At 49.7% G+C, this 26,064-nt stretch carries 20 protein-coding genes and 6 tRNA genes; 22 read left to right on the top strand and 4 right to left on the bottom strand.

The genetic code is table 11. The annotated features are described in order from the left end of the window. The 5 genes from DWZ76_RS05855 to DWZ76_RS05835 form a co-directional block, all read left to right on the top strand. Nucleotides 1-306: calcium:proton exchanger (locus DWZ76_RS05855; protein ID WP_347561280.1), on the top strand; the 306-nt coding region annotated here is incomplete at its 5' end. Nucleotides 307-433: 127 nt separating this feature from the next. Then, nucleotides 434-2,506 (top strand): aminopeptidase, encoded by a 2,073-nt coding sequence (locus DWZ76_RS05850; RefSeq protein ID WP_118472155.1) that lies wholly within the window; start codon nt 434-436, stop codon nt 2,504-2,506. 69 nt (nt 2,507-2,575) lie between these two features. Beyond that, a complete protein-coding gene (locus DWZ76_RS05845; protein WP_118472154.1) occupies nt 2,576-3,856 on the top strand; it encodes a D-alanyl-D-alanine carboxypeptidase family protein in 1,281 nt (426 codons plus the stop codon). Between the two features lie 165 nt (nt 3,857-4,021). Then, nucleotides 4,022-4,615, top strand: a complete 594-nt coding sequence (locus tag DWZ76_RS05840) for a hypothetical protein (protein WP_022359370.1) — start codon at nt 4,022-4,024, stop codon at nt 4,613-4,615. A gap of 14 nt (nt 4,616-4,629) precedes the next feature. Then, on the top strand, nt 4,630-5,649 hold the full coding sequence (locus DWZ76_RS05835; RefSeq protein ID WP_118472153.1) for a glycosyltransferase family 2 protein: 1,020 nt from the start codon (nt 4,630-4,632) through the stop codon (nt 5,647-5,649). Nucleotides 5,650-5,917: 268 nt separating this feature from the next. Here the strand turns inward: DWZ76_RS05835 and DWZ76_RS05830 are convergent, their stop codons facing one another. From DWZ76_RS05830 to DWZ76_RS05820, 3 genes are all read right to left on the bottom strand, one after another. Continuing rightward, nucleotides 5,918-6,583 (bottom strand): phosphatase PAP2 family protein, encoded by a 666-nt coding sequence (locus DWZ76_RS05830; protein WP_107000973.1) that lies wholly within the window; start codon nt 6,581-6,583, stop codon nt 5,918-5,920. A 332-nt stretch (nt 6,584-6,915) separates the two neighbouring features. Continuing rightward, a tRNA-Met gene (locus tag DWZ76_RS05825) sits at nt 6,916-6,989 on the bottom strand. Nucleotides 6,990-7,006: 17 nt separating this feature from the next. After that, nucleotides 7,007-7,079 (bottom strand) — tRNA-Val (locus DWZ76_RS05820). A gap of 241 nt (nt 7,080-7,320) precedes the next feature. Between DWZ76_RS05820 and DWZ76_RS05815 the strand changes: the two genes are divergently transcribed. From DWZ76_RS05815 to DWZ76_RS05775, 9 genes are all read left to right on the top strand, one after another. Then, nucleotides 7,321-8,268, top strand: a complete 948-nt coding sequence (locus DWZ76_RS05815) for a diacylglycerol kinase family protein (RefSeq protein WP_243017782.1) — start codon at nt 7,321-7,323, stop codon at nt 8,266-8,268. A 97-nt stretch (nt 8,269-8,365) separates the two neighbouring features. Next, nucleotides 8,366-8,941 carry a 2-C-methyl-D-erythritol 2,4-cyclodiphosphate synthase gene (gene ispF / locus DWZ76_RS05810; protein ID WP_107000479.1) on the top strand — a complete coding sequence of 192 codons (576 nt, stop codon included), beginning with the start codon at nt 8,366-8,368 and terminating at the stop codon, nt 8,939-8,941. An 18-nt stretch (nt 8,942-8,959) separates the two neighbouring features. Next, on the top strand, nt 8,960-10,369 hold the full coding sequence (gene cysS, locus DWZ76_RS05805) for a cysteine--tRNA ligase (RefSeq protein WP_107000478.1): 1,410 nt from the start codon (nt 8,960-8,962) through the stop codon (nt 10,367-10,369). Then, nucleotides 10,354-10,791 (top strand): ribonuclease III domain-containing protein, encoded by a 438-nt coding sequence (locus DWZ76_RS05800; protein ID WP_107000477.1) that lies wholly within the window; start codon nt 10,354-10,356, stop codon nt 10,789-10,791. The genes cysS and DWZ76_RS05800 overlap by 16 nt, the downstream gene beginning before the upstream one ends. 19 nt (nt 10,792-10,810) lie before the next feature. Next, complete coding sequence (gene rlmB, locus DWZ76_RS05795) at nt 10,811-11,575, top strand: 23S rRNA (guanosine(2251)-2'-O)-methyltransferase RlmB (protein WP_022358985.1); 765 nt, start codon at nt 10,811-10,813, stop codon at nt 11,573-11,575. 234 nt (nt 11,576-11,809) lie between these two features. Continuing rightward, nucleotides 11,810-11,882: transfer RNA gene (locus DWZ76_RS05790), tRNA-Thr, on the top strand. A 103-nt stretch (nt 11,883-11,985) separates the two neighbouring features. Next, nucleotides 11,986-12,058: transfer RNA gene (locus DWZ76_RS05785), tRNA-Ala, on the top strand. A 277-nt stretch (nt 12,059-12,335) separates the two neighbouring features. Next, nucleotides 12,336-12,415 (top strand) — tRNA-Leu (locus DWZ76_RS05780). A gap of 11 nt (nt 12,416-12,426) precedes the next feature. After that, a tRNA-Leu gene (locus DWZ76_RS05775) sits at nt 12,427-12,510 on the top strand. A gap of 149 nt (nt 12,511-12,659) precedes the next feature. On the opposite strand, the gene DWZ76_RS05770 is transcribed toward DWZ76_RS05775, so the two are convergent. Next, nucleotides 12,660-12,995 (bottom strand): cyclic-di-AMP receptor, encoded by a 336-nt coding sequence (locus DWZ76_RS05770; RefSeq protein ID WP_022358984.1) that lies wholly within the window; start codon nt 12,993-12,995, stop codon nt 12,660-12,662. 188 nt (nt 12,996-13,183) lie between these two features. On the opposite strand from DWZ76_RS05770, the gene DWZ76_RS05765 reads away from it, so the two are divergent. The 8 genes from DWZ76_RS05765 to DWZ76_RS05730 all read left to right on the top strand — a co-directional run bounded on the left by DWZ76_RS05765 (nt 13,184) and on the right by DWZ76_RS05730 (nt 26,061). After that, the gene (locus DWZ76_RS05765; RefSeq protein ID WP_118472152.1) at nt 13,184-13,798 is read left to right on the top strand and encodes an HAD family phosphatase; all 615 of its coding nucleotides are present in this window, start codon (nt 13,184-13,186) and stop codon (nt 13,796-13,798) included. Nucleotides 13,799-14,102: 304 nt separating this feature from the next. After that, nucleotides 14,103-14,348 (top strand): (2Fe-2S) ferredoxin domain-containing protein, encoded by a 246-nt coding sequence (locus tag DWZ76_RS05760; RefSeq protein WP_022358982.1) that lies wholly within the window; start codon nt 14,103-14,105, stop codon nt 14,346-14,348. A gap of 37 nt (nt 14,349-14,385) precedes the next feature. After that, entirely contained in the window at nt 14,386-16,101 is a 1,716-nt protein-coding gene (locus DWZ76_RS05755) for a [Fe-Fe] hydrogenase large subunit C-terminal domain-containing protein (protein ID WP_118472151.1), read from the top strand. Beyond that, on the top strand, nt 16,102-17,286 hold the full coding sequence (locus DWZ76_RS05750; RefSeq protein WP_022358980.1) for a SpoIIE family protein phosphatase: 1,185 nt from the start codon (nt 16,102-16,104) through the stop codon (nt 17,284-17,286). Nucleotides 17,287-17,301: 15 nt separating this feature from the next. Continuing rightward, a complete protein-coding gene (locus tag DWZ76_RS05745; protein WP_118472150.1) occupies nt 17,302-18,753 on the top strand; it encodes a 4Fe-4S dicluster domain-containing protein in 1,452 nt (483 codons plus the stop codon). A 648-nt stretch (nt 18,754-19,401) separates the two neighbouring features. Further along, the gene (locus DWZ76_RS05740; protein WP_147353127.1) at nt 19,402-21,015 is read left to right on the top strand and encodes a DUF6273 domain-containing protein; all 1,614 of its coding nucleotides are present in this window, start codon (nt 19,402-19,404) and stop codon (nt 21,013-21,015) included. 116 nt (nt 21,016-21,131) lie between these two features. Continuing rightward, nucleotides 21,132-25,034, top strand: coding sequence for a peptidase A26 (locus DWZ76_RS05735; RefSeq protein WP_118472148.1), 3,903 nt, complete (start codon nt 21,132-21,134; stop codon nt 25,032-25,034). Nucleotides 25,035-25,116: 82 nt separating this feature from the next. Continuing rightward, the gene (locus DWZ76_RS05730; RefSeq protein WP_022358976.1) at nt 25,117-26,061 is read left to right on the top strand and encodes a hypothetical protein; all 945 of its coding nucleotides are present in this window, start codon (nt 25,117-25,119) and stop codon (nt 26,059-26,061) included. Nucleotides 26,062-26,064: the final 3 nt, after the last annotated feature.

Here is a 26,064-nt window from a genome sequence, read left to right as displayed (position 1 = left end):
GGGTTTTTTTATACCCAAAAGCCGATGGCAGAACACGGCTATCTCTGCCTGGGACTGGCGGGAGTCGGTCTGCTGCTGTGCGTGGCAGGGATGGCATTCAGTGTCCGCAGCCAGGGCAATACGCCGGTCGGCGCGCTGTCGATGTGCTTTTCGAGCATATTATTTTCCGTGGCGTCGCTGATGTACGGATGGAAATCATTTAAAGAAGAAGAAAAAAATTATATATTCGCGAAAATTGGTACGATTTTGTCGGGGCTTCTGGTCATCTGGTGGATTGTGACGATTTTGATTGGCATCCGGGGCTAAGAATGAATGGTTTTTATGCATGGCTTGCCTGGAATGCCGGACCAATGGAACGCCGGTAAGAGCCTTTGCGGCGGGCGTGGTTTGAAAGTGAAATTTGGCGATGGCAGAAGGAGGGAAATATCTGAACATGAAATATTGGGAACTTTTGAAAGAAGAAAATGAGGCGGTTGCGGAGCGCCATGAGCTCGCGATGGAGCGCATCGGCCATATGAAAGAAGAAGCGACGGTTGGCGAGCCATACCGGGCATTTTTTGAGCGCACCGTCCAGTTTATCGAGCTGATAGAAGAAACCTTCCAGAAACAGATGGATGGGACGCTGGCGACGATGAGCCAGGAAGAGGCGGCAGAATTTAACCGGACACTTTATGCGGATATACTTCCAGGGGCGTATGGGAAGAGCTTTGCGAACCCGGACTATGCGGCAAAAGAGCTGGGAGAGGACTATGGTCCGTGGCTGTCATTTCTCTATACGGAGATCCGCAGCGCGATCGTTTACGCCTATGAGAGCCGTCTGGTGGATGTGACGGTGTTGGAGGAACTGTTTATTGAGGTTTACAACCTGTTTGAGGGCGGGACGCCGGAGCTGGCGGAGCTTCGCGAGCCGCTTTATTATTTTGTCAGCGATTACTGTGACCGGATGCTTCCGTGGCGGGTGCGTGAGACGCTGGATCCGTCGCTGGATTTTGGAAAATCGATCATCATGGACAGTGATTTAAACGATCTGCGTTATCTGTACCGGTTTGGCGAATATATCTCGGAGACAGAGCTTGCGACGGCACGTTTTATGAATGAGCTGCCGGAGGAGACGGTACGCCGGATGGCAGATACCTACACAGAAGGCTACCGCAAGGGATTTGCGGCGACCGGACGCAGCTATGAGGGCAAGAAAACGGTGCAGATCCGTTACCACATCGGATTTGAGCGCATGATCCGGATGGCAGTGGAAAATTTCCGCGAACTCGGTCTGGAGCCGATCATTGCCCGAGCCTCCATCGGCACGGTGAACCGGATGGCGGCGCGCACGAACGGTTACTATGGCACACCGGCAAACCGCCAGTACGAGTATGATCACCGCTACGACAATGCGGTTTACCTGGACAAGGCCTTTCGTGAGCGGAAATTGTCTATTTTAAAGGTGGCATATGAGACATACAAGGATCTGGCGTCGGTATATGCCGGTCCGGCAGTTGTGGAAACCTTCGGCGAGGCCGGATTTGAGCCGGTCAATGCAGCAGCAGCCTTTTCTTTAAGTGAAAAACAGGAGAAACTGCTGTTATCCTACAGCAATGAGGCGATGCAGATTGTGGACGCGTATATTCCGGGGACGGAGACGAGCTTCACAATCATTGCATTCCCGCTTCCGGAGATCGGAGCGGAGTTTGAGGCGGTTTTCAAGGAGACGATCCGCATCAATACGCTGGACTATGAGCTGTACCGCGACATCCAGCAGATCATGATCAACGAACTGGATCAGGCATCGCAAGTCCACATCAGCGGACGCGGCGGCAACCGTACCGATCTGACCGTACAGCTTCACACGCTTGCTGAGCCGACGAAACAGTCGAATTTCGAAAACTGCGTGGCGGATGTAAATATTCCGGTTGGAGAAGTCTTTACCTCCCCGCAGCTTGCTGGGACAAACGGGCTTCTGCATGTCGGCAGCGTCTATATCGGGGAATTTCAGTTCAAAGATCTGGAAATCCGGTTTGAAAATGGTATCGCTGTCTCCTATACCTGCAAAAACTTTGAGACGGAAGAGGAAAATAAGGCGTTAGTGAAACAGATGATCCTCAAAAACCATGAGACGCTGCCGATGGGCGAGTTTGCGATTGGCACTAACACAACTGCGTATGAGGTAGCGCTGCGCTACGGCATTCTCGACAAATTCCCGATTCTGATTGCCGAGAAGATGGGACCGCACTTTGCGGTAGGCGATACCTGCTACAGCTGGATGGAGGACTGCCCGGTCTTCAACCCGGATGGACGCGAGATGGTGGCGCGTGAGAATGAGATTTCAGCAAAACGCAAAGAAAACCCGCAGGAGGCATATTTTGGCTGCCATACGGACATTACAATCCCGTACTCCGAGCTGGATACGATCGAGGCGATTCATCCAGATGGAACGAGTGTAAAGATCATCGCGGGTGGACGGTTTGCGCTGCCGGGGACGGAGAAGCTGAATGAGCCGCTGGAAAAATAAAAAGAAAAAGTCATAGAAAAGAGGTTTATTCTCATATAATCTCCTGAAAAGGGATTCCGGAGCAGCCGGATGGGAGATAGAATCAGAAAATGGATAGCCGTTCTGCTGGCAGGAAGTATACTGGCGATGATTCAGTTGGTTCCGGCCGGCGGGGCGGTTTTTGTTCGTGAAAACATAGAAAATAAAGAGATTCTGGGAGAGAAAGAGACTTCTCTACAACAGACCCTTCACGCCCGCGCCTGGGTTCTCATGGATGCGGACAGTGGGCGTATTCTGGCGGGGAAAGATGCGGATACCGCTTATCCGATGGCAAGCACGACGAAGATTCTGACCTGCATTCTCGCACTGGAACAGGGAAATCCCGATGACTGGGTCGAGGTATCAGAGAAAGCGGCCTCCATGCCGGATGTCCAGCTCAATATGCGGGCGGGGGAGCGGTATCGCCTATCGGATCTACTCTATTCCCTGATGCTGGAATCCCACAACGACAGCGCTGTGGCGGTGGCGGAGCACATCGGGGGAAGTGTGGAAGGATTTGCGGAGAAAATGAACCGGAAAGCGCGGGAGATAGGATGTAAGAATGTTTGTTTCGTGACACCGAACGGTCTGGACGTTGCGGATGAGGATGGAAACGAACACAGCGCTTCTGCGGCGGATATGGCGCGGATCATGCGCTACTGCGCGTTCCAGTCGCCGTGCCGCGAAACATTTCTGGAAATTACCCGTACGGCATCACGGACGATTCAGGATGAGTCGGGAAACCGTTCATTTTACCTGGCAAACCACAACGCGCTTTTAAGCCAGTGCGCGGAGGTGCTGTCGGGCAAGACAGGATTTACCGGGAAAGCCGGGTACTGTTATGTGGCGGCGTTAAAAAAAGAGGGAAAAGCATTTACGGTGGCGCTTCTCGGCTGCGGGTGGCCGCCGCACAAGACGTACAAATGGGCGGATATGCGGAAACTCGATCAGTATGCATTTGATACATATAACTGGTATGATATATTTGACCGGGAGAAAACATTTCCGGAGGTGGAGGTGAGGCGGGGCGTGAAAGGAACGACGGCGCTCACACTGAATCTGCCATCGGAAAAACAGATGTTTCTGATGCTTCTGCGCGCGGACGAGAAGCCAGACATCCGTTATGAGTACCCGACCGAGCTGGAAGCACCGGTTCATGAAGGACAGGAGGTCGGGCAGGCATCCTATTATATTAATGACGAGCAGGTGGCTGCTTATCCGATCTATGCGGCAGAAACAGTGGAGAAGATTGATTATGGGTGGTGTTTAAGACGATGCGTAACTTATTTTGAAAGAGAATTTCAGTCAATGTGGCAGACATGGGGAGTTTGAGTTGTTATTACTGGGCACATATGCGTGAACAGCAACGACTTGTTCACAATACTTTTACAAAAATCTGCTTTATTTTGCTGGTTAATTTTGTTATAACTATAGATAGTGTGAATTACTGAGAATCAAGGATCCGGACACGGAAACGTGGAAAGAGAGGCACGGAGGATGAAACAGACATCACTGAGCAGAGAACAGGGGCTTGCGCTCCTTCGCAAGTATAATAAAGAACCATTTCATATTTTACATGGACTGACCGTGGAGGGCGTCATGGAGTGGTATGCTGAGCAGCTGGGATACGGGGACGAAAAAGCATTCTGGGGCATGGCAGGACTGCTGCATGACATTGATTTTGAACTTTATCCGGAAGAACACTGCGAGCGGGCACCGGAGCTTCTGCGCGACGGAGGCGCAGAGGAAGATTTAGTCCATGCGGTTGTCAGCCACGGCTATGGCATACGGGTGGATGTGGCTCCGGAACATGAGATGGAAAAGGTGTTGTTTGCAGCCGATGAGCTGACAGGGCTTATCTGGGCGGCGGCGAAGATGCGCCCGTCCAAGAGCACCAAGGACATGGAGCTTTCAAGTCTTAAGAAGAAATTTAAGGACAAGAAATTTGCGGCTGGATGTTCCAGAGATGTGATCCGCCGCGGGGCTGATCAGCTTGGCTGGGAATTAGACAAACTGATGGAACAGACGATTCTCGCCATGCGCTCCTGTGAGGATCGGGTCAACAAAGAGATGGAGGAACTGGAGTTTTGAGAGAAAATAAACCAATGAAACTGTTGTCGGTAGCGATTCCGTGCTACAATTCGGCGGCATATATGCGTAACTGCATCGAATCCCTGCTGCCGGGCGGCGATGAGGTGGAGATCCTGATCGTGGATGACGGTTCCACAAAAGATAATACGGCGGAGATTGCCGATGAGTATGAGAGAAACTATCCGGGTATCTGCCGGGCGATTCATCAGGAAAACGGTGGTCACGGCGAGGCCGTCAATGCGGGACTGCGCAATGCGACGGGCGTCTATTATAAGGTCGTGGACAGCGATGACTGGGTCAACGAAGAGGCATATATGGAGGTTCTGGATACGCTGCGCAAATTTGTCCATGACAATGTGACGCTGGATATGCTGATTACCAACTTCGTTTATGAAAAACAGGGCGCAAAACACAAAAAGGTCATGAACTACAACATGGCGCTTCCAAAACGCCAGCTCATCGACTGGAACGGTGCAAGAGGCTTCCGCTTGGGACAGTATATCCTGATGCACTCGGTTATTTACCGAGTAGAAATGCTTCGAAGCTGCGGTCTGGAATTGCCGAAGCACACATTCTATGTGGATAACATTTTCGTTTACCAGCCGCTTCCGCACGTAAAATCCATGTACTATCTGGATGTGAATTTCTACCGCTATTTTATCGGACGCGATGACCAGTCGGTCAACGAAAAGGTTATGATCGGTCGTATCGACCAGCAGATTCTTGTTACGAAGCTGATGTTAGGATATTATGATGTGACGAAGATTAAAAATCCGAAGCTGCGTCACTACATGGTCCGTTATCTGGAGATCATGATGACAGTTACTTCAATTCTGGCGATCCGCTCGGAGACAGAGGAGAATCTGAAGAAGAAAAAAGAACTGTGGCAGTATCTGAAACAGCAGAATTTCACGCTGTATATGCGCCTGCGCTGGGGCTTCCTCGGACAGGGCGTAAACCTGCCGGGAAAAGGCGGACGGAAGGTGTCGATCGCCTGCTATAAGATTTCGCAGAAGTTTTATGGGTTTAACTAAAAATAGGGCGGATTAGAAAAGAAAATCAAATCTGTCAAAAAATGCAAATTAAAAATCCGATCGTCTGGAAAATGGAGTGTTTCCAGATGGTCGGATTTTCTGATTCTTTGTCAATCATTAGATATGATTTGATAAGGGATTACCACGTGATGAATGTTAGAGACCTAGTTTTCGTAATTGCTGCGGCAGGGGGGATTTATCGCAAATAAAAAGCTGGCACCTGTCATACTTTGGCGCCAGCTTATGTTTACTTGTCTTGAGAAATCCTTCACCGAATATACTCTGGTTCGTTCTCTGTCTCTTCCTGCGTGCTTCCTGCATATACTAACGGATAGATAGCTGCGCTTAAAAGAATCGCGCCTGCGACGTCCAGAACCGAGTGCTGCTTCAGCGAGACAGTTGCCATGCAGATAGCGACCATCAGGATACCGGAAAGAATCCGGATTACTTTGTGCTTTTTCAGAGACTCACTCTTCATGACCGCGATGTGGGTTCCGATGGAATTGTACACGTGGATGCTTGGAAATACATTCGTGTTCGTGTCAGCCTGGTGGAGCATATAGACCAGACGGGAACAGAGGTTCTTGTCCGGGTTTACGGCGGTCCGCAGGTCAGTTCCATTCGGGAACAGGGTGCAGATTAAGAGTGACAGCGTCATGCCGGTAAATAAAAATGCACATAACCGGTAATATTCTTCCTTGTTCTTGAAGAACAGGTATGCAATCGCAGCGGTCACATAGGCGAACCACAGTAAATATGGGATGACGAAGTATTCATTAAACGGAATCATATCATCCAGCGATGAGTGCATGATATGGTAATTGGAGGTCACGGTTTTTTCCAGATGCATAAACCACGGAAGATAGATAAATCCGTATCCCAGAATCCATATATGCCCGTATTTCTTCAGGAGTTCCTTCAGAAAATGTTTCATATCAATCAACCTCGATTTTCTTTTTATCATAAATAAATTAACATTATTTTAACATCTCTCCAAGTTCGTCTGATTATAGCACACTCACCCGCCAACTTCAAGGCTAAATAGGGATTGTTATAAATATTAAGAAAAAGGTTATGGAATGTGAAATTTGTTAAACAAAAATTTTATGGATGGACAGGGACTTTGGATTTATATATTTTATGCGGCTGTATATATGTGTCAACCGTGAGGGTATATGCGCTATCGCCTTTCACATAGGAAGTTAGTTTTAGAGTGAATTTAGGCAAAATAAAAACAGCTTGCTCAACTGCAAGCTGCTTCATCAATAGCGAGAGGGGGATTCGAACCCTCGACACCGCGGGTATGAACCGCGTGCTCTAGCCAACTGAGCTATCTCGCCATATTAAATTTTAAAAGTGGGACCTACAGGGCTCGAACCTGTGACCCTCTGCTTGTAAGGCAGATGCTCTCCCAGCTGAGCTAAGATCCCGCTGACACTCGCACAAATCACGACTGCTTTGCAAGTATAATATAAATTTTCAAGATTGTCAACACTTTTGAGAAAATAATTTATAGAAATTTTCTTATCATTTAAAAGGAAGTATGGTATACTTATCTCATGCAAAATTGTAATGGCGCTGTATCCTGTGACAGGTATTCTGGCAGGGTAAAAGATAAAATATAACGCCCCAGCAGGGGAGTTTCTGTATTTTCGGAAAGCAGGGGACGTTATGGCAAAATATGAGGATGGAGTAATGTATTATTTCATTATTAATCCCGCTTCACAGAGTGGCCGCGGCTATAAGATATGGAAGAAAATAGAGCAGCGGCTTGTGCGGGACGGGGTTGAGTATCAGGCATATTTGACAGAATATGCGGGGCAGGCGACAGAGTATGCAAGGAAGCTGACGTCCCACTGCAAGGAGGCACGGGTGATTGTGGTCGTGGGCGGTGACGGGACGATGAATGAGGTCGTGGACGGAATCGTTTCCTGCGACATGGTGACGCTGGGCTATATTCCGGTGGGGACAGGCAGTGATCTGGCGCGCGGGCTCCGGCTTTCGAGAAGACCGATGCGCGGACTGCGCCGGATTTTTAAGGCGCGGCGGATCCGGCAGATCGATTATGGTGTGATTGCATACGGCGATGATGTGCTCCGACATCGGCGTTTTATCGTCAGCGCGGGGATCGGGCTGGATGCGGAAGTATGCCAGCATATGCAGCGTTCGGCGATCAAAAATATCTGCAACCGGATTCATCTGCGGCGATTGTCGTACCGGATACTGGGATTTATACAGTATTTGAAGGCGAAACCGATCCGGGGGTATATTTTGCTCGATGGAACGCGCCGGGTGGAATTTAATTATATTTATTTTATCAGTGCACAGATTCAACCCTGCGAGGGCGGCGGATTCTGGTTTGCGCCGAAGGCGGACAGCAGCGACGGCAACCTGGAGGTCTGCATTGTCAGCCATGCCTCGAAGCGGCAGGTGCTTGGAACCCTGCTCCGGGCGTTGTTCCGGCGCTCCCACAACCGGGGGCTTCGGTGCTTCAGCTGCCGGGAGGTCCAGATCTACACGGAACGCCCGATGGCAGTTCACGTGGACGGCGAGGGCTGTCAGTACCAGAGCAATCTGGAAGTCCGCTGTATTGAGCGTAAATTAAAAATTGTTGGATAAGTGTATATTTTTCAAAAGTATAAAATAATTCATCAAATAAAGTAACTGCGGGCAGTCCGGACAGTTACAAAATGATCAAGAAAGGAACTGGAATACGATGAGAATAGGACAGGGATATGATGTGCATAAACTTGTTCCGGATCGGGAACTGATTTTAGGCGGCGTGACGATCCCGTATGAGAAGGGGCTGTTAGGACATTCGGATGCGGATGTGCTGGTGCATGCGGTGATGGATGCGCTCTTAGGGGCGGCGGCACTGGGCGACATCGGACAGCATTTTCCGGACACGGATCCGGAATATGAGGGTGCGTCGAGCATCGAGCTTCTGAAAAAGGTAGGGAAACTTCTGCAGGAACGCGGCTATGTGATTGAAAATATCGATGCCACGATCATTGCGCAGCGCCCGAAGCTGGCTGCATACCGCCCACAGATGGCAGAAAATATTGCAGATGCGCTGGGGCTTCCGGTCAGCCGCGTGAGTGTCAAGGCGACGACCGAGGAAGGGCTTGGTTTTACAGGCAGCGGCGAGGGCATTTCCTCACAGGCGATTACCCTGTTGACGGAAGTGGAGAATTACTGTTATGATAGTGAAATGATGACGCAGGCAGCGGCTTGCGGTGGATGCGGCGGCTGTGGCGGCTGTCAGGCAGCACCGGAAGCAGATTTAAAATAGAAGAGGAGTAATGAGGTTATGAAAATTTTCAACACATTGTCCCGCAGAAAAGAGGAGTTTGTGCCGATCGAACCGGGCAAGGTTAAGATGTATGTGTGCGGACCGACCGTTTACAATTTTATTCATATTGGAAATGCAAGACCGATGATCGTATTTGATACGGTCCGCCGGTATTTTGAGTACAAAGGATACGAAGTAAACTATGTATCTAACTTTACTGATGTGGATGACAAGATCATCAGGAAAGCCATCGAGGAGGGCGTGGATGCGGAGACGATCTCCAAGCGCTATATCGCAGAGTGCAAAAAAGATATGGAGATGATGAACGTCAAACCGGCGACGAAGAATCCGCAGGCGACTCAGGAGATCGGCGGTATGATCGAGATGATCAATACGTTGATCGAAAAAGGACATGCGTATGTGGCAGCTGACGGCACGGTTTATTTCCGCACCAAATCCTTTAAAGAGTACGGAAAACTGTCCCATAAAAATCTGGACGATCTGCAGTCCGGCTTCCGTGAGATCAAGGTAACCGGCGAGGAAGGCAAGGAAGATCCGACCGATTTCGTTCTCTGGAAACCGAAAAAAGAAGGAGAGCCGTTCTGGGAGTCTCCGTGGTGCCAGGGCCGTCCAGGCTGGCATATCGAGTGCTCCGAGATGTCCAAGAAATACCTTGGCGAGTCCATCGATATCCATGCAGGCGGAGAGGATCTGATCTTCCCGCACCATGAAAATGAGATCGCGCAGAGCGAGTGCGCGAACGGCAAGACCTTTGCCAACTACTGGATGCACAACGCATTCTTAAATATTGATAACCGCAAGATGTCCAAATCTCTTGGAAACTTCTTTACCGTGCGTGAGATCAGTGAGAAATACGATTTGCAGGTTCTGCGTCTCTTCATGCTGAGCGCCCAGTACCGCAGCCCGCTCAATTTCAGCGCGGATTTGATGGAAGCTTCGAAAAACAGCTTAGAGCGCATCCGCACTGCGGCAGAGCATCAGGCAGACTGCCTGAAAGCAGCGAAAGAGGGCGAGATGACGGCAGAGGAGAAGCAGAATCAGGCAGCAGTCGAGGAGTTGGTTCAGAAGTTCGAGACGGCGATGGACGATGATTTCAACACCGCAGATGCGATTTCAGCTATTTTTGAGATTGTACGCCTGAGCAACTCCACGATTTCGGAAGCATCGACGAAGGCATATGTTTCTTATGTCAAAGAGACGATGGACAAACTCTGCGATGTGCTCGGTATTATCACGGAGAAGAAGGAAGAGATTCTGGACAGCGAAGTAGAAGACTTGATCGCAAAACGCCAGCAGGCGAGAAAAGACAAGAATTTCGCACTGGCGGATGAGATCCGTGGACAGCTTCTCGATATGGGAATTATTCTGGAAGATACGAGAGAGGGCGTCAAATGGAAACGGGCTTAAATGCGTTTAAGGAAGCGCTGCATTTAAAACATGTTGAGGCGGGGGAGTATTCCCCGCTGGCGCTGGCGTATATCGGCGATGCGGTCTATGAGCTGGCGATCCGCACCCTTGTCATGAACCGCGGCAATATGCAGGTCAACAAGATGCACAAGAAGACGGCGAACCTGGTCAAGGCGGACGCACAGGCACATTTTTATCTGCTTTTGGAGGAAGAGCTGACGGATGCGGAGAAGGCGGCATACCGACGCGGACGCAATGCGAAATCTTTTACGATGCCGAAGCACGCGACGATGAAGGATTACCGGATGGCGACCGGATTTGAGGCGCTGATGGGCTATCTCTATCTGACCGAGCAGTTTGACAGGATGGCAGAACTTCTGGGAAAAGGGCTGGAACAGATGGGAGAATTAATATCGTTATAAATCATGATGAGGAAAATAGATGGAACAGGAAAATAAGCAGGAAAATAGATTTGAAGAGACGATGATCGAAGGCAGAAACGCCGTTTTAGAGGCATTCCGTTCGGGCAAGACGGTGGATAAGCTGTTTGTGCTGGATGGCTGCCAGGATGGACCGGTCAAGACGATCACGAGAGAGGCAAAAAAGCAGAATACGATCATCCACTATGTGGCGAAGGAGAGACTCGACCAGCTTTCTGAGACCGGCAAGCATCAGGGCGTGATTGCACAGGCAGCGGCATACCGCTATGCAGAGGTGGAAGATATGCTAAAGCTGGCAGAAGAGAAAGGTGAGCCGCCGTTTCTCTTTATTCTGGATGGCATTGAGGATCCGCACAATCTGGGTGCGATCATCCGTACTGCCAATCTGGCAGGCGCACATGGCGTGATCATCCCGAAACGCCGCGCAGTGGGACTGACATCGACGGTTGCGAAGACCTCGGCGGGAGCGCTGAATTATACGCCGGTGGCGAAGGTAACCAATATTTCAGCCACGATCGAGGAGCTGAAAGAGAGAGGACTCTGGTTTGTCTGTGCCGATATGGGAGGAGAGAGCATGTACCGCCTCGACTTAAAAGGACCGATCGGTCTGGTGATTGGCAATGAGGGCGAAGGTGTCAGCCGTCTGGTGCGGGAAAAATGTGATTTCATCGCATCGATCCCGATGAAGGGAGATATCGACTCCCTGAACGCATCGGTGGCAGCTGGCGTGCTGGCATATGAGATTGTGCGTCAGAGAATGATGTAGGGTAAGTGAAAGGTATCGGGCAACCGATTCCGCTGCTCCCCTCCCCGTTGGAATCATATAGAAATATGAAAAGATAGGAAATGAGAATCGGATGTCTGCGAATGAAAACGGAGGCATCCGATGAAAAAAACGGGAAATTTAAAAAAATAAAAAAAATTCAAAAAAACCGTTGACAAAACGATTGTATCATGATAAACTAATCGAGGCTTAGAGATGAGCCGAAAACAAAAAGATGCTGCTGTAGCACAGTCGGTAGTGCGTCGCATTGGTAGTGCGGAGGTCACGGGTCCGATTCCCGTCAGCAGCTCTGCTAGAAAAGAACGGAAGCCTTTGATTTACAAGGGTTTCCGTTTTTTTTATTCTCTACTTGCAATTCATTCCAGTTGTGCTATAATGATAACAGTTTGGACGGGGACATAGCTCAGCTGGGAGAGCGTTGCGTTCGCAACGCAAAGGTCGCGGGTTCGAATCCCGTTGTCTCCATGATAGAGAAAGCCTTGAAAACACTGGTTTTTCCTTTGTTTTCAAGGCTTTTTTGTGTTTTTAAGATTTCAAGCGGAACAAAATATTCCGTTATAGGTACACACGTTTCGGTGCAAGGATTACACGAAAGATTACACGGACTTTCAGTATCGATGAATTTGCCGCACATTTTTTCTAAAAGAACTTTCGAAAAAATTCAAAAAAATAAAAAAAACTCTTCCATTTTGAACTACCCTATGTTATAATAAACTCACTTGTGAGTCAGAAAGACAAGCAAGCGGGCATGGCGGAATTGGCAGACGCGCCAGATTTAGGTTCTGGTACGAGAGTGTGCAGGTTCAAGTCCTGTTGCCCGCACTAGAAATTACGCAGAAGTGGCGGAATTGGCAGACGCGCACGGTTCAGGTCCGTGTGATGGCAACATCATGAGGGTTCAAGTCCCTTCTTCTGCATGATTAGCTGTAGAACCTGAGTGCAGCGTGGAACTCCCAGAGATGATTTCTCCGGGAGTTTTTCTTTTTCTATAAAAGGAATCAAAAAGGGGCAGACGCGCAAGCGAAAGCCCCTTTTGTGATTCGGATTTGTAATATAAATCAAAAAATTAGAATTTCTGAAATTCTTCTACATTTATTACAAAAACGGTTGCTCCGCCGACTTTCATGTTCATCGGAACGGTCATATTGACGGTCGGGCAGCAGTTTCCGGCCATGGTCGGCGGCGTGTATACAAGCTGCTCGCGGGCACCGGACATTTTTTTGATGATGGAAATGGCGTCCTCGACGCGTTCATCTTCGACACCGAGCATCAGGGTTGTACTTTTCTTTTTCAGAAAGCCGCCCATCGTGGAAAGCTTGGTGACAAAGAAGGAGTGCTGGTTTAATTCATATACTAAATCATCGGCGTCCTCACTGCCAATGATTGCGATAATCATTTTCATAAGCGGTACCTCCTGAAAAATTTTCTATTATTGTACCATTAATTTATGAAAATGGAAATAAAAAAATGAGAAATTTATGTTAAAATATAAATGATTATGATTGCTTGCAGGTGAGAATTTTTTGGACTGAAAATTCCATCTGACGCAGGAATGGCGGCAGATTTGCGGGAATAGAGAAAGGCAGAAGTATGATTCGAAATATAGTATTTGATATGGGAATGGTTTTACTGGAGTATGATCCGGTCAAGGTGTGCTGGGAGTACACAGATAATCCGGAGGATGTGGAGTGGATGCGCCGCGAATTGTTTGATTCGAAGGAGTGGTCGCTTTTAGACGAGGGAACGCTGACGGATGCACAGGCGCTGGAGCGGGTTCAGAAACGCCTGCCAAATGAACATTTGCGCTGGCTGGCGAAGGAAAGTCTGGAACACTGGCATGAGTACAACATCTGGGCAAAGCCGGGGATGGGAGAGCTGGTGAAGGAACTGAAAGAAAAGGGCTGCGGCATCTACCTCTGCTCGAATTGTTCCGTGCGCCTGCGTGTGTTCGAGCAGGAGATTCCGGGCATTGAATATTTTGATGGCACGCTTGTCTCAGCGGAGGAGAAGCTGGCGAAGCCGAATCCGGCGATCTATGAGAGATTGTTTGAAAAATTTCATCTCAAAGCGGAAGAATGCTTTTTCATCGATGACCGTCAGGATAACATCGACAGCGCGAAGGGCTGCGGCATGGATGGTTACTGTTTTGCGGACGGGAATGTGGAGAGGCTACGGGCGTACATGGGGAAGATGGAAATATTATAGAAAAGCAGTGCAAGGTGCCCGATAAAAAGATTATTTTCCTAAAAAACACCGGGAGAGTCATAAGCTGATGAAAAGAAAGTGAAAAGGTTTTGGAATCAGGTACTTATGGTCTAAAAAAAATACAAAATCAGAAAGAAATTTGATTGATAATAATATCACAATATGAGATAATGAAGAAGAATGGGGAAAGATGCATTTTTAGTAAATTCCCCTGGAAGATGCATGTGAACAGGCAGTTTTTTGACCGGGAATCTCCGGTGAAAGGCTGCGTCTGTTTTATAACGGATAGTGAGGAGGTCATTATATGAGAGTATCGATTTGTATCGGAAGTGCCTGTCATCTGAAAGGATCCCGCGAGGTAATCCAGAAGCTGCAGAAGCTGGTTTCAGAGAATCATCTGGACAGTGAGGTGGATTTAAATGGAGATTTCTGCAGCGGCAACTGCCGTAAAGGTGTCTGTGTGACGGTAGATGGAGAACTGTATTCCGTAAAACCGGAGACAACTGAAGAATTTTTCCAGAAGGAGATTCTGGGACGCCTGAACGCGTAATCGTTTACATATAACGGCAAAAAGAGAGGGAGAGTCTATGCCGATTATTGATTTTAAGGCGACGATGTGTAAGCATTGTTATAAATGTGTGCGGGGCTGCGAAGTGAAATCAATCATGATCCGGGATGGTCATGCATATATCATGCCAAATCGCTGTATTCTCTGTGGGCAGTGCCTTTTGAACTGCCCGCAGTCGGCAAAACGTGTTCCGAGCGAACTTTCCAAGGTCAAAAAGCTGATTGAGAGCGGCGCACCGGTTATTGCATCGCTGTCGTCTTCCTATATGGGGGTTCTGCCGTATAAAAAGCGGGGGCAGGTCAAGTCAGCATTAAAAAAGCTGGGATTTACGAATGTTTGTGATGCGGCGGAGGGCGCCGCGCTGGCGACGGAAGAGTATGTCCGTTTATTAGAGCAGGGCGAGATGAAAAATATCATCACAACTGCCTGTCCGAGTATCGTGAACCTGATTGAGATTCATTATCCGGAACTGATCAAATATCTGGCACCGGTGCTGATTCCGTCGGGGATCCATACGCGCATGCTGCACGCGGAGTTCGGCGAGGCGGCGAAGGTAGTCGTGATCGGACCGTGTATCGCGGAAAAAGAGAAAAACAGGGTTGTGAAGCCCGATGCAGTCCTCACATTTGAGGATTTAAAACAGTGGCTGTCAGAGGAACAGATCGAGATCGAAGCATGTGAGGAAGAACCGTTCGAAGATCGTGAACCGGGCGCGAACCTGCGTTATCCGGTCAGCGGCGGACTGCTTACGGCGGTGACGGCGACCCAGAAGAAACCGGACAAGTACCGCAAGTTCTACGTCAGCGGCGTTAAGGACTGCCTGGATGTCTGTGAGGCGATGAAAACCGGCGAGGTGGCTGGCTGTTTCATCGAGATGAACGCTTGTCATGGAGGCTGTGTCAATGGACCGTCCACGGCGACCTCAGTGTCGAGTTTTAAAGTTAAGCTGGATCTGGAAGCGATGCTTCCGAAGGAACCGGCAGATCTATCCCTGATGCATGAGGCGGCGCGCCAGGTGGAGATTCACCGGACGTTTGTGGATCGTTCCCAGAAGGAGCGGATTCCGACCGAGGAAGAGATCCGGGAGATCTTGAAAAAGACGGGCAAGATGACGCCGGAGCAGGAATTAAACTGTGGTGCGTGCGGTTATCCGACCTGCCGGGAGAAGGCAATCGCTGTTTTCCAGAAAAAGGCGGAGGTCGATATGTGTATTCCGTACCTGCATGACCGGGCGCAGTCACTGTCTCATCTGGTGATGGATACGTCCCCGAACCTGATCATGATCATCGACGATGATATGCGGATCCAGGAGTGTTCGGTGGCGGCAGAAATGTATTTCGGCGTCAAACCGGAGGCGATCAAGGGAAAACCGCTGGAGGACTTTATCAACGCCGAGGATGTACGCGAGGTATTCCGGACGCACACAAGCGTCCACAGCCGGAAAGTGATCTATCCGGATCGGAATCTTGTGACGCTTCAAAACATTGCGTATATCGATGACGGCAATTTTGTCATTGCCACGATCATTGATGTGACGCGCGAGGAAAAACAGGCAAAACAGGAATATGCCAAGAAAAAGGCGACCATTGATCTGGCACAGAATGTCATTTACAAACAGATGATGGTTGCACAGAATATTGCCGGACTCCTGGGTGAGACGACGGCGGAGACGAAGACAACCCTGATGAAGCTTTGTTCCCTGATTGACGATGAGAGCGAAAGTGAGGTCCGATAAATGGGAGTAACCGTAGATGTCACGTTTAAAAGTCTGAATAAGTATTCAGAGATCCTGTGCGGCGATACGGTAGAGTGCCTGAAAACGGAAGATTCGGACGTTATCATTCTGGCGGACGGCATGGGAAGCGGCGTCAAGGCGAATATTCTTTCGACGCTGACGGCAAAGATTCTGGGTACGATGTTTTTAAATGGAGCCACGCTGGAGGAATGTGTGGAGACGATTGTGCAGACGCTTCCGATCTGTCAGACGAGACAGGTGGCGTATGCGACGTTCTCGATTCTCCAGATTTTCAACAACGGCGAGGTATATTTAGTTGAATATGATAACCCGCGATGCATTTTTTTGCGCTGTGGTCATGTGGTGGAGCTGCAGAAATACAAGCGTCTCGTCAAGGACAAGGAGATCAGCGAGTGCCGGTTCCAGGTTCAGAAGGGTGATGCGCTGGTACTTGTCAGCGACGGCGTGACGCACGCGGGAGTCGGAAAGAGCGGCAAATATAAATTTGGCTGGCCGTGGGAGTCGGTGGCAGAGTTTGTTTCGGAACAATGTCTGACCTCTCTTTCGTCGGCACGTATGGCGGCGGCACTCTGTGCGGAATGCAGCCAGATTTACGAGGGAAAACCGGGCGATGATACGACGGTTGTGGTAGCTCGGATCATTGACCGGAAACCGGTCAACCTGATGACGGGACCGCCGCTCGACCGCAATGACGATGAGACGATCACGGCGGATTTTATGAAAGATGAGTCGGCAAAGCACATTGTATCGGGCGGAACCAGCGCGACGATCCTGTCGCGGGAGCTGGGACGACCGCTGCGGGTATCAATGGATTACAGCGACCCGGATATTCCGCCGATCGCTTTTATGGAAGGCATCGATCTGGTGACGGAGGGAGTCCTGACGCTGCGGAAAGCGATCGAACTTCTGAAACGCTATCTGATCGAATGCGATTTAAGTTCTGAGTTTTTCAGCGAGTTGGACAAGAAAAATGGTGCGTCCATGATCGCGAAGATTTTGATAGAAGACTGCACGGAATTACATATGTTTGTGGGAACGGCGGCGAACAGCGCCTACCAGAATCCAGGGATGGCGTTTGATCTGGGAATCCGCCAGAACCTGGTCAAACAGCTAAAAGAAGCAGTCGAAGGTATGGGAAAGAAAGTTACGGTAACGTATTATTAATAAGGAGGATAAACCATGGTAACGAATGACGCGACAATTCTGCGCATCAAACATGAGATACTTTATGAGGTAGCAAAGCTTGCCTGGAATGATCAGTTAGAGGACGGAAGAGACGATATTCCGTACAAAATCAGCCCTGGTCCGCAGGCACAGTACCGCTGCTGTGTATACAAGGAGAGAGAGATTGTCCGCCAGAGAATCCGTCTGGCAGAAGGTAAATGTCCGTCTGACCGCAATACAAACAACGTCGTACAGGTTATCAATGCAGCCTGTGAGGAGTGCCCGATTGCGTCCTACACAGTCACCGATAACTGCCGTAAATGTATGGGTAAAGCCTGCCAGAACTCCTGTCCGTTTGGAGCGATCAGCATGGGAAATACCAAGGCGCACATCGACCCAGATAAATGCCGCGAGTGCGGAAAGTGTTCCCAGGCATGCCCATACAATGCGATTGCCCATCTGGAGCGCCCGTGTAAGAAGGTCTGCCCAGTGGATGCGATTACCTACGATGAGTATGGTATATGTGTGATCGATGAGAAAAAATGTATCCAGTGTGGCGCCTGCATCCATTCCTGCCCGTTCGGTGCGATCGGTTCCAAGACCTTCATGGTCGATGTGATCCGCCTGATCAACGCAGGCAAAAAGGTCGTAGCGATGCTGGCACCGGCGACCGAAGGCCAGTTTGGACCAGACATCACGTTTGCAAGCTGGAAAACAGCTTTAAAGAAGATTGGATTTGCAGATATGATCGAGGTTGGTCTGGGCGGCGATATGACCGCGGCAGCCGAGGCAGAAGAGTGGGCGGAAGCTTACAAAGAGGGCAAGAAGATGACGACCTCCTGCTGTCCGGCATTTGTCAACATGATCAAACAGCATTTCCCACAGCTGCTTGACAATATGTCTACGACGGTTTCCCCGATGTGTGCGATCTCACGTATGCTGAAGGCGCAGGATCCGGAGGTTGTCACCGTCTTTATCGGACCGTGTATCGCGAAGAAGAGCGAGACGCTGGATCTGAATATCCAGGGCAATGCGGACTATGCGATGACCTACGGAGAGATCCGTGCGATGATGCGGGCGAAAGACGTAAATCTGGAGCCGGAAGAGAACAGTATTCAGGAAGCCAGTGTATTTGGAAAACGCTTCGGCAACGGCGGCGGCGTAACAGCGGCGGTATTAGAATGTCTGAAGGAGTCTGGTGAGAATACCGATATCAAGGTAGCACGCTGCAACGGTGCGGCTGAGTGTAAGAAGGCCCTTCTTCTTCTGAAAGTGGGACGTCTGCCGGAGGACTTCATCGAGGGTATGGCGTGCGTCGGCGGCTGTGTCGGCGGACCGAGCAAGCACAAAGCCGAGCTGGAGGCGAAGAAGTCGAGAGACAAACTCATCGCCGAGGCAGATGCAAGAGAAGTACATGAGAACCTGAAGGCGTATGATATGTCGTCGTTCTCGATGCATCGGCATTGATGTGGGATACCCTTGGGAGAATGTGGCTGAGATAAAATAAATAGGAATTTATATATGAGTTAGTGGGAAAGTGTCTGCTCTGGAAAATGAAATTTGGGATATGAATTTTATTTTCTGGGGCGGGCGTTTTTCGTTGTGAAAATTCCAAAAGAGTTCTTGCATTTAGAGAATAGATGTGTTAAACTCAATATATCTTATCGAAATGAACTGCGGTCGCAGGTGGTTTCGTTCTAATTTATCTTTTTATTCTGGTAATTTGTGAGGTGCGTTTCGCACAGAATTCGATGATTTAGGAAAATTTGGGAGAATCGGATAACTGTATCGTTATAAAAAATGTGCAATATATTATATGATATATGCAATGCAAAATGAAAGCTTTTTATAGACGGAAAGAACCGCTGTCTGACTCAGAGTGAGAGTGTGTTTTGAATCAAATTAGAACTTATATAGTTACTGTTCACAGGTAGGCACTTTTGGAACCGAAAGTGCCGTAAGAAAACGTGGTGGCAGCAGGAATTTGCCGTATTTAAATGCGAAGCCACGGCAAATTCCGTTACTGGGCACGTATGCGTGAACAGTAACCTTATATAACTTGCGAAAGAGGATAAGAAAAGGGATGTGAAAAAGATTTGAGGGGGGAGGTTTGAGTTGTTAAAAATAAACATGGGGGCTCATAAAGGGTGTCGCTGCCGGAATGGTACCATTTTGGGAATATCACTGATATTGATATTTTCATCCGGTAGAATGGCGCTGGCAGCTGAAAATGCAGTGAAACAGGCAGAAAAAGCTGTCATAGTCGGCTACAGCGTTTCATTTATAGATGCTGAGAATGCAAATCATCTTATATTTCATACGCAGACGGGCAAAGTTTTGGAAGGAACTTCCCTGAACGTATCTTTCCCAGAGCAAATCATAGGGAGCGACGGGCATATCTGGAAATCAGCGGTACAGTCACCGCAAATATTTGAACTGTATGGAACAGGAACTGAAAAAATTTATATCAAATATGAAAGAGGCGGCAAGGTTCCAGAAATGGGAGCAGAGGAGGATGCCGCCATGCTGGCGCTTCGGAAACGCCTGGAACGATGGAAACAGAGTGCATGGGAGGCGGAGTGCGCCATATTTGGGCGCGAGGATGCGGCGGTATCGGGCAGCGGTTCCGGTCTGACCGTTCAAAATCAGTCGGAAAATGATGCCAGGATCCGGAATCTGGTATCTGCGATCGGGGATGCAGCGTGGCATGAATTTTATCTGATTGGTCAGGATTTTACACCGTCGGCAAAAACAATCGGGGTGGAATACGACGCAGTTTATTCTGAGGTAGAAGAGGATTCCTTTTCGGTGGATGGAAAGGAATATATCATCACGCGCATCCGGGTGCGGAGAAACTGGGATGACCGTACTTGTACGCATCAGTGGAGCCAATGGGAGTGGGAGGAAAATGATTGCTTAAAGAATGGGCGGGCAGTGTATGTCTGCGGACGATGTCAGAAAGAAAAGATAGAGCGCCTTCCGGCGCTGGGGCACCTGGATGAAAACGGGGATCAAATCTGTGACCGCTGTGGAAGCGTGGATTGGAGTGAAAGTGAAATGCCCGAAAAAGTGATCTGGAAGGAGGGCGATGTCCAGATGCGCGAGGTGGGCGGAGAGATTTTGTCATTTACCTGTATCGACGACGATTACCATGACTGGCAGAATGAACACCGGAAAGCAGCGCTGTTTCTCTGTGACCGCGTGATCCGGGCGGATGTGGACACGGCACCGGGAAAAAAGATGAAGATTTTCTCGTTTGGCAAAGACAATAATTATAAAACTTCGCAGGTGCGCGCATGGCTGCAGAAAAACAGTCAGAACAGCAGTTTCTGTCTGGAACCGATCCATACGGGAATCCAGACCGCGTACACGGGAAGCACGGCGGCTGGTGCATTTTCGCAGACGTCCGGGCGGGAACTGGCGCGTCATGATATTGGTTTTCAGTTTATGAACGACCAGCTTTTCTGCCTGTCATTGGAAGAGGCACTTGCGTACCGGGAATATCTATGGCGGTTTGATTCCGGGGATGATAACCCACAAAGTCAGGTCAGTGCCTATTCACAGGGATATTATCTGCGGACGCCTTTTTATTTGCAGGATGAAAACGGGAAATTCATTTATAATCAGCAGATTTATGGCGTTGATCTGGTAAATGGCTGTCTGCGTCCGGTGAGGACGGACAGTGAGACATATGGAGTACGTCCGGCATTTGCACTGTCACAGATGTAAAAAAGAATACTTGTTGAGCTTGGAAAGCGGGAGTGAAGCTGTTTGGCAGTTTGATTAGGAGAAAAGATTGGACAAGGGGAAATCAATCTAATGTTTGGGGAAAGAGGGGAACGTGTATGGGGAAAAAGAAGATGAAAAAAGTGATTCCATTTGCGGTGATGACGACGATGCTTTTGTCGGCGACGCTGCCGGCGTTTGCGGCGAGCGGGTTTGTGTTTGAGGATTGGGATTTGGGGATTGTTTCGGAAAGGAAGGAAAAGTTGGATGATACAGACGATGCCATAAAAAGGCGGAAAGAATGGCAGAAACGGGCTGCATCGTCCAGTGAGCTTATGAATGCGGATGTGAGGGCAACTCCTTCTGAATTACGTTCTTCCAAAGTCATAGAGGCAACTCCTTCACAATTAATCATGCCGCGCGTTAGCGTCAGCGCCAGCCTCGGAAATCTCTGGGAAAACTGGGATGTGGCGGATTTGAGCTTTCTGGATGGAACACATGGACTTGGAACGAAACAAAAACCGTATCAGATACGCACGAAACATCAGCTGATGGGACTTAGCTTCCTGGCGGCGTTTGGCATGCAGCCGGATTACGGCGAGGTGGAAGAAGAGATCGTGGGGGATTACCGGGGCGCATGGTTTGAGCTGACGGCGAACATCGATCTGGGAGGAATGGACTGGAATCCGATCGGTTATTACCGGGATGATTCGGAATTTTCAGGGGAGGTGACGCACCCGTTTACGGCAAATCTGGATGGAAACGGTTATAAGATTTCAAATTTCCGGTTTGCAGGAGGCAGTTCGCCGAATGTTGGATTCTTTGGAGCGCTGGAAGGGGCGGAGATCCGAAATCTAACGCTGGAACCAGGAAAGCCGGTCAAAGGAGTGCGTCAGGTGGGAATTTTGGCAGGAAATGCGAAGGATTCCAAGATTTTTAATTGTCAGGTAAAAGGCGATGTGGGAGGAACCGGAGCGGTCGGTGGAATGATCGGGCACATGGAAGGCAGCACGGTGGAAAACGGAATGGCACAGGTAACCGTCCGAACGACGGGACGTGCAGCCGGAGCGCAGGCACTTGCGGGCGGAATCGCCGGGGAAGCGGCGGATGATTCTCGTATCATTGACTGCCAGGTCCGCACCGGGGATAACAGTACCTCGCGGATTCAGGGAACGGATGCGACTGTCGGCGGAATCGTGGGGCTTCAGAATGGGGCGGCTCTCTACAATACCTATGTAAATGGCACGATCGGCGGTTCTGGCAGCCAGAATGTCGGAGGACTCGTTGGAGAACGAATCAGCGGAGACTTGAAAGTGGGGCGGTTTGAGGGAATGATCGGTCAGTCGGGAACCGGGGCTGCCGGACACAGAGGAACCTTCATCGGATACCGCGCACCAGCTAATTATTTTAAATATGGGGATGACATCGCGTACCTGTTTGCGGATACGGAGGCGAAAATCGCAAACAATGTCTGTGGAAGCGGCATTTCAGATGATAATCAGTATACATATGCGGCGCACATCGGATATTCCCACGCGAAGGACAATTTCTTCACGCTGGTATCCGGCGGTGTCACGCGGGATGTGGACGAGCGATATTTTTATGAAGAACTGGAACAGGGGATTCTCTCGATTGTGGATGAAGAGCTAGGCGGGGAGATGGATGCGGAGTCGGTGGGGTATGATCTTGACCATTTTGCACCAAATGATGCGGGACGCCCGGTCCGTGGTTATCTGATTACGATTCCGCAGATCGATACCGTCTCCAATGGAACGAATTATTACGATGTGGCAGTGCTGGAAGCACGGGGAAATGGCGCGTATTACCGGACACTCGATAAAAAACACCGAGGTGCGGTGGCACCGGGAAAGACGGTGACGGTCAGCACCTCGGCAAAGCAGGCGGAAAAAGCGCGCTTTCAGATGGAGGGAGTTCCGACGTATACGCGTGGGAAGAGCAGGAAAGATACTACTTATGTAAATGGTGGCGAGTATTGTTTTACGATGCCGGAGGAAAATACGCAGGTGTCGGCGGTTTATAAAAAGGTGGCAGTTTCGGTCGGGCTGACGCCGGGCGTGACGAAATTCCAGGTGGTGCAGGAGCGGACCGGAAACCGGAAACATCCGACGAAAGTCACACGCGTGATGGATGGAAATGGAAAATTAATTGCGACGTACATCCATGGAAATCTGCAGGCGGGAACACAGGTGCAGCCGGTGATGGTGCAGGCGATTGTGGATCGGAATAATGATGTGGCGGATGCATCGGTGCGCTGGAGTATCGATGATTCAGATTTGATTACGTTACTTCCAAATGACGATGAGGAAAATGGTTATACGAAAAAGAGCGCGTCAGTCCAGGTAAATTTAAATAGTTCGTTTATCACTGATATAGTCCGGAAACTGGAAAAAGAGCAGGCAGACCGCGGATACCAGTATGCGATCGGAAGCGACATATACGGAGCAGGGTATCAGAACGGCGGCGTAGCGGTGCTGACGGCAGAGACGAAACCGGCGGCGAGCTTTGATGGGAAGCCGTGCCGGGGAAATGCGCGGATTGAGGTTACGTTCCAGATCAAGGATCAGACCTATGTAGCCAATGAGGGTGCGGCACTAAATCAGGATCAGTTGAAATTTGAGGTGGTGCGGACATTAAACGGAAATCGGAAACATCCAGATGAAACGATCCGGGTTACGGCACCGCAGGTCTTGAGTGCGTCTTTTACACCCGATTATTTTGACCGGAAAGATATATCGTGGACTGTCGGTGACGCAGCACTGATTTCGGTGGACGGAGAGGACAAGTCTGCCGGTGTGCAGGCGAAAAAGGATGCAAAATGGATCCGGGATCTGATCGCGGCAGATCAGGGCAGACATGTGAATACACCGTATGAAATACAGACAGCTTCCGGCAGCCGCACGACGAAGGTGACAGTGATCGGCGATGATATGCTTGGAAACCGGCAGACGGCATCGTGCAGAGTACAGGTGGATTTCCGGACAGTGGACGAATCGAAGATTTGTGTGGAAGGCATCAGCCTTATACCGAAAACGCTGCAATACGAGATCAAACGCACCCGGACGGGGGCAGGTTATCGTCCGGTGGAGGCATGGACGGGAACCGGTGCGAAAAAGCTGGCAGTGTCGGTATTTCCGGCGCAGGCGTTTAACCAGAAAGTGACATATCAGGCAAGTGATGATTCGCTGTATGTATCATCGGATGGAACCGTGACGGTCAATACGACGGCTTCCTGGATACAGGAGCTTGACCGTCAATACTTAAAATCAGGCAGCCATACGGCATATGTGACCGTGAAAACCGAGGATGGTGGCTTCACGGACCGTGCGGCAGTCACAATTCAGTATGAGGCGGTCGATCAGACATACAGCGGAGGTTCCCATTCGGGCGGAGGTTCTCATTCGGGCGGCGGCTTGGGTGGAGGCTCTTCTTCTGGAAAGGGGGCAGCGGCAGGAAGCAGTGCAGCGAATGCAACCGGACCGGCATCGGGGTTCAGTGGTTTGACAGGAGCGGGTATTGGAAATCTGACAGAAGGACAGGCATGCCCCGGGCAGAATGCGGATGCGGCAGCCATACCGGAATATGTAGTAGCTGGAAACTGGCGGAAGAATGCAGATGGAAGCTGGCAGTTTGAAGCGGGCGGTAGAAGCTATGCTTCTGAGTGGGCGGCTGTCCACAATCCATATGCCGATCCGGCAAAGGGGCAGAGTACGTTTGACTGGTTCCGATTTGATGCAGATGGCAGGATGGTGAACGGCTGGTATACGGATGTGGATGGAAACACATATTATCTCTGGAAGGAAATGGATGGAACACAGGGGCGTATGCTGACTGGCTGGAACTGGCTGCCGGGAAGCGATGGAGTGTTTCATTGTTACTATTTTCAGGAAAAATCTGATGGAATGAGGGGACGTTTGTATCGAAATATGCACACCCCCGATGGGAATTTAGTCAATGCGGATGGTTCCTGGGTGCTGGACGGAATAGTACAGACGAGAAGCTGAGAGAGGAGGAGAGAAAAAAACAGAGGCAAACAGGAAAATGAAGTGGAATGACACGAAAAGAATAAAAAATGGGGGTATAAAAATGAAACAGGATAAGAAAACAACCAATAAATCGGGATGTACAGCCGTACTGGCAGCAGCCATGATCGCAGCCGGAGGTTTCAGCGCTTATGCGGGCAATCAGGGGACGCATGGCGGTGAATGGAAGGACACAGAGAGTCTGAGATGGGAGTGGCAGAATGGAGAGATGAGTTTTTATGGAAATGGAAGTATTTTTTCAGAGCAGCACCCAGAGATCAGTGATCCGGAATATTACCTGAAAGAGGCAGTCCGTTATCCGGGGGAAGCAAATCCAGGGTGGAATACGAAGGGAGAACCGAAAGCAAATTATAGCTGGGCTTCGGTCGAAGAACTGCAGAAATTTGTCAATAGTTTTGACTGGATTCATTTGGATGAAAAAACGCGTCTTCTGTATGTGCATAACCGGATTGCAAACGGAGAGGGAGGTTTTAACCAGAATCATTACGGTTCGCCGGAAGAGGCAAAGGATTTCCCGGTTTTGGAAGGAGGCGTTGGCGTCTGCCGGGATTTCGCGGAAGAATTTCAGTTCCTATGCCAGATCGTAGGGCTGGAGTGTGTGACCTACACGCCGGAATATCTCCATGATGCGTGCCTGGTGCGGATCGGCACGCAGTGGTATGCGACGGATCCGACCTCCAGCCTGCCGCTATTTTCAAATGCGAAAACATATCCGGTTGACTTTGAGACGGAGTTTTACCGCTATGAGAATAAGGAGCGGGAGCAGAGAAGAAAGGAGTATGAAGCGGATCCGGACAGTCTTGCCAATGTGCTGGCGCTGACCTTGAGTATGCGGGGAGAAGGGACGATTTCCGAGGCTGCCTGGGAGAAAATACAGGCACCGATGGGGCAGATAGAAGAACAGTGGGGACGACAGGAAATATCAAGACAGGAGTATGAAAAGGGGATTATCTCGCTGCTGAAATCAGTTTGGGGAACTGAAAAATAAAGA

Origin of the sequence: Clostridium sp. AF35-15, from assembly GCF_003477745.1 — a bacterium.
In the GTDB taxonomy this organism is placed as follows: Bacteria; Bacillota; Clostridia; order Lachnospirales; family Lachnospiraceae; genus Otoolea; species Otoolea fessa.
Note: the sequence above shows the minus strand (reverse complement) of the source record. Positions and strands in the feature narration are given on the sequence as shown.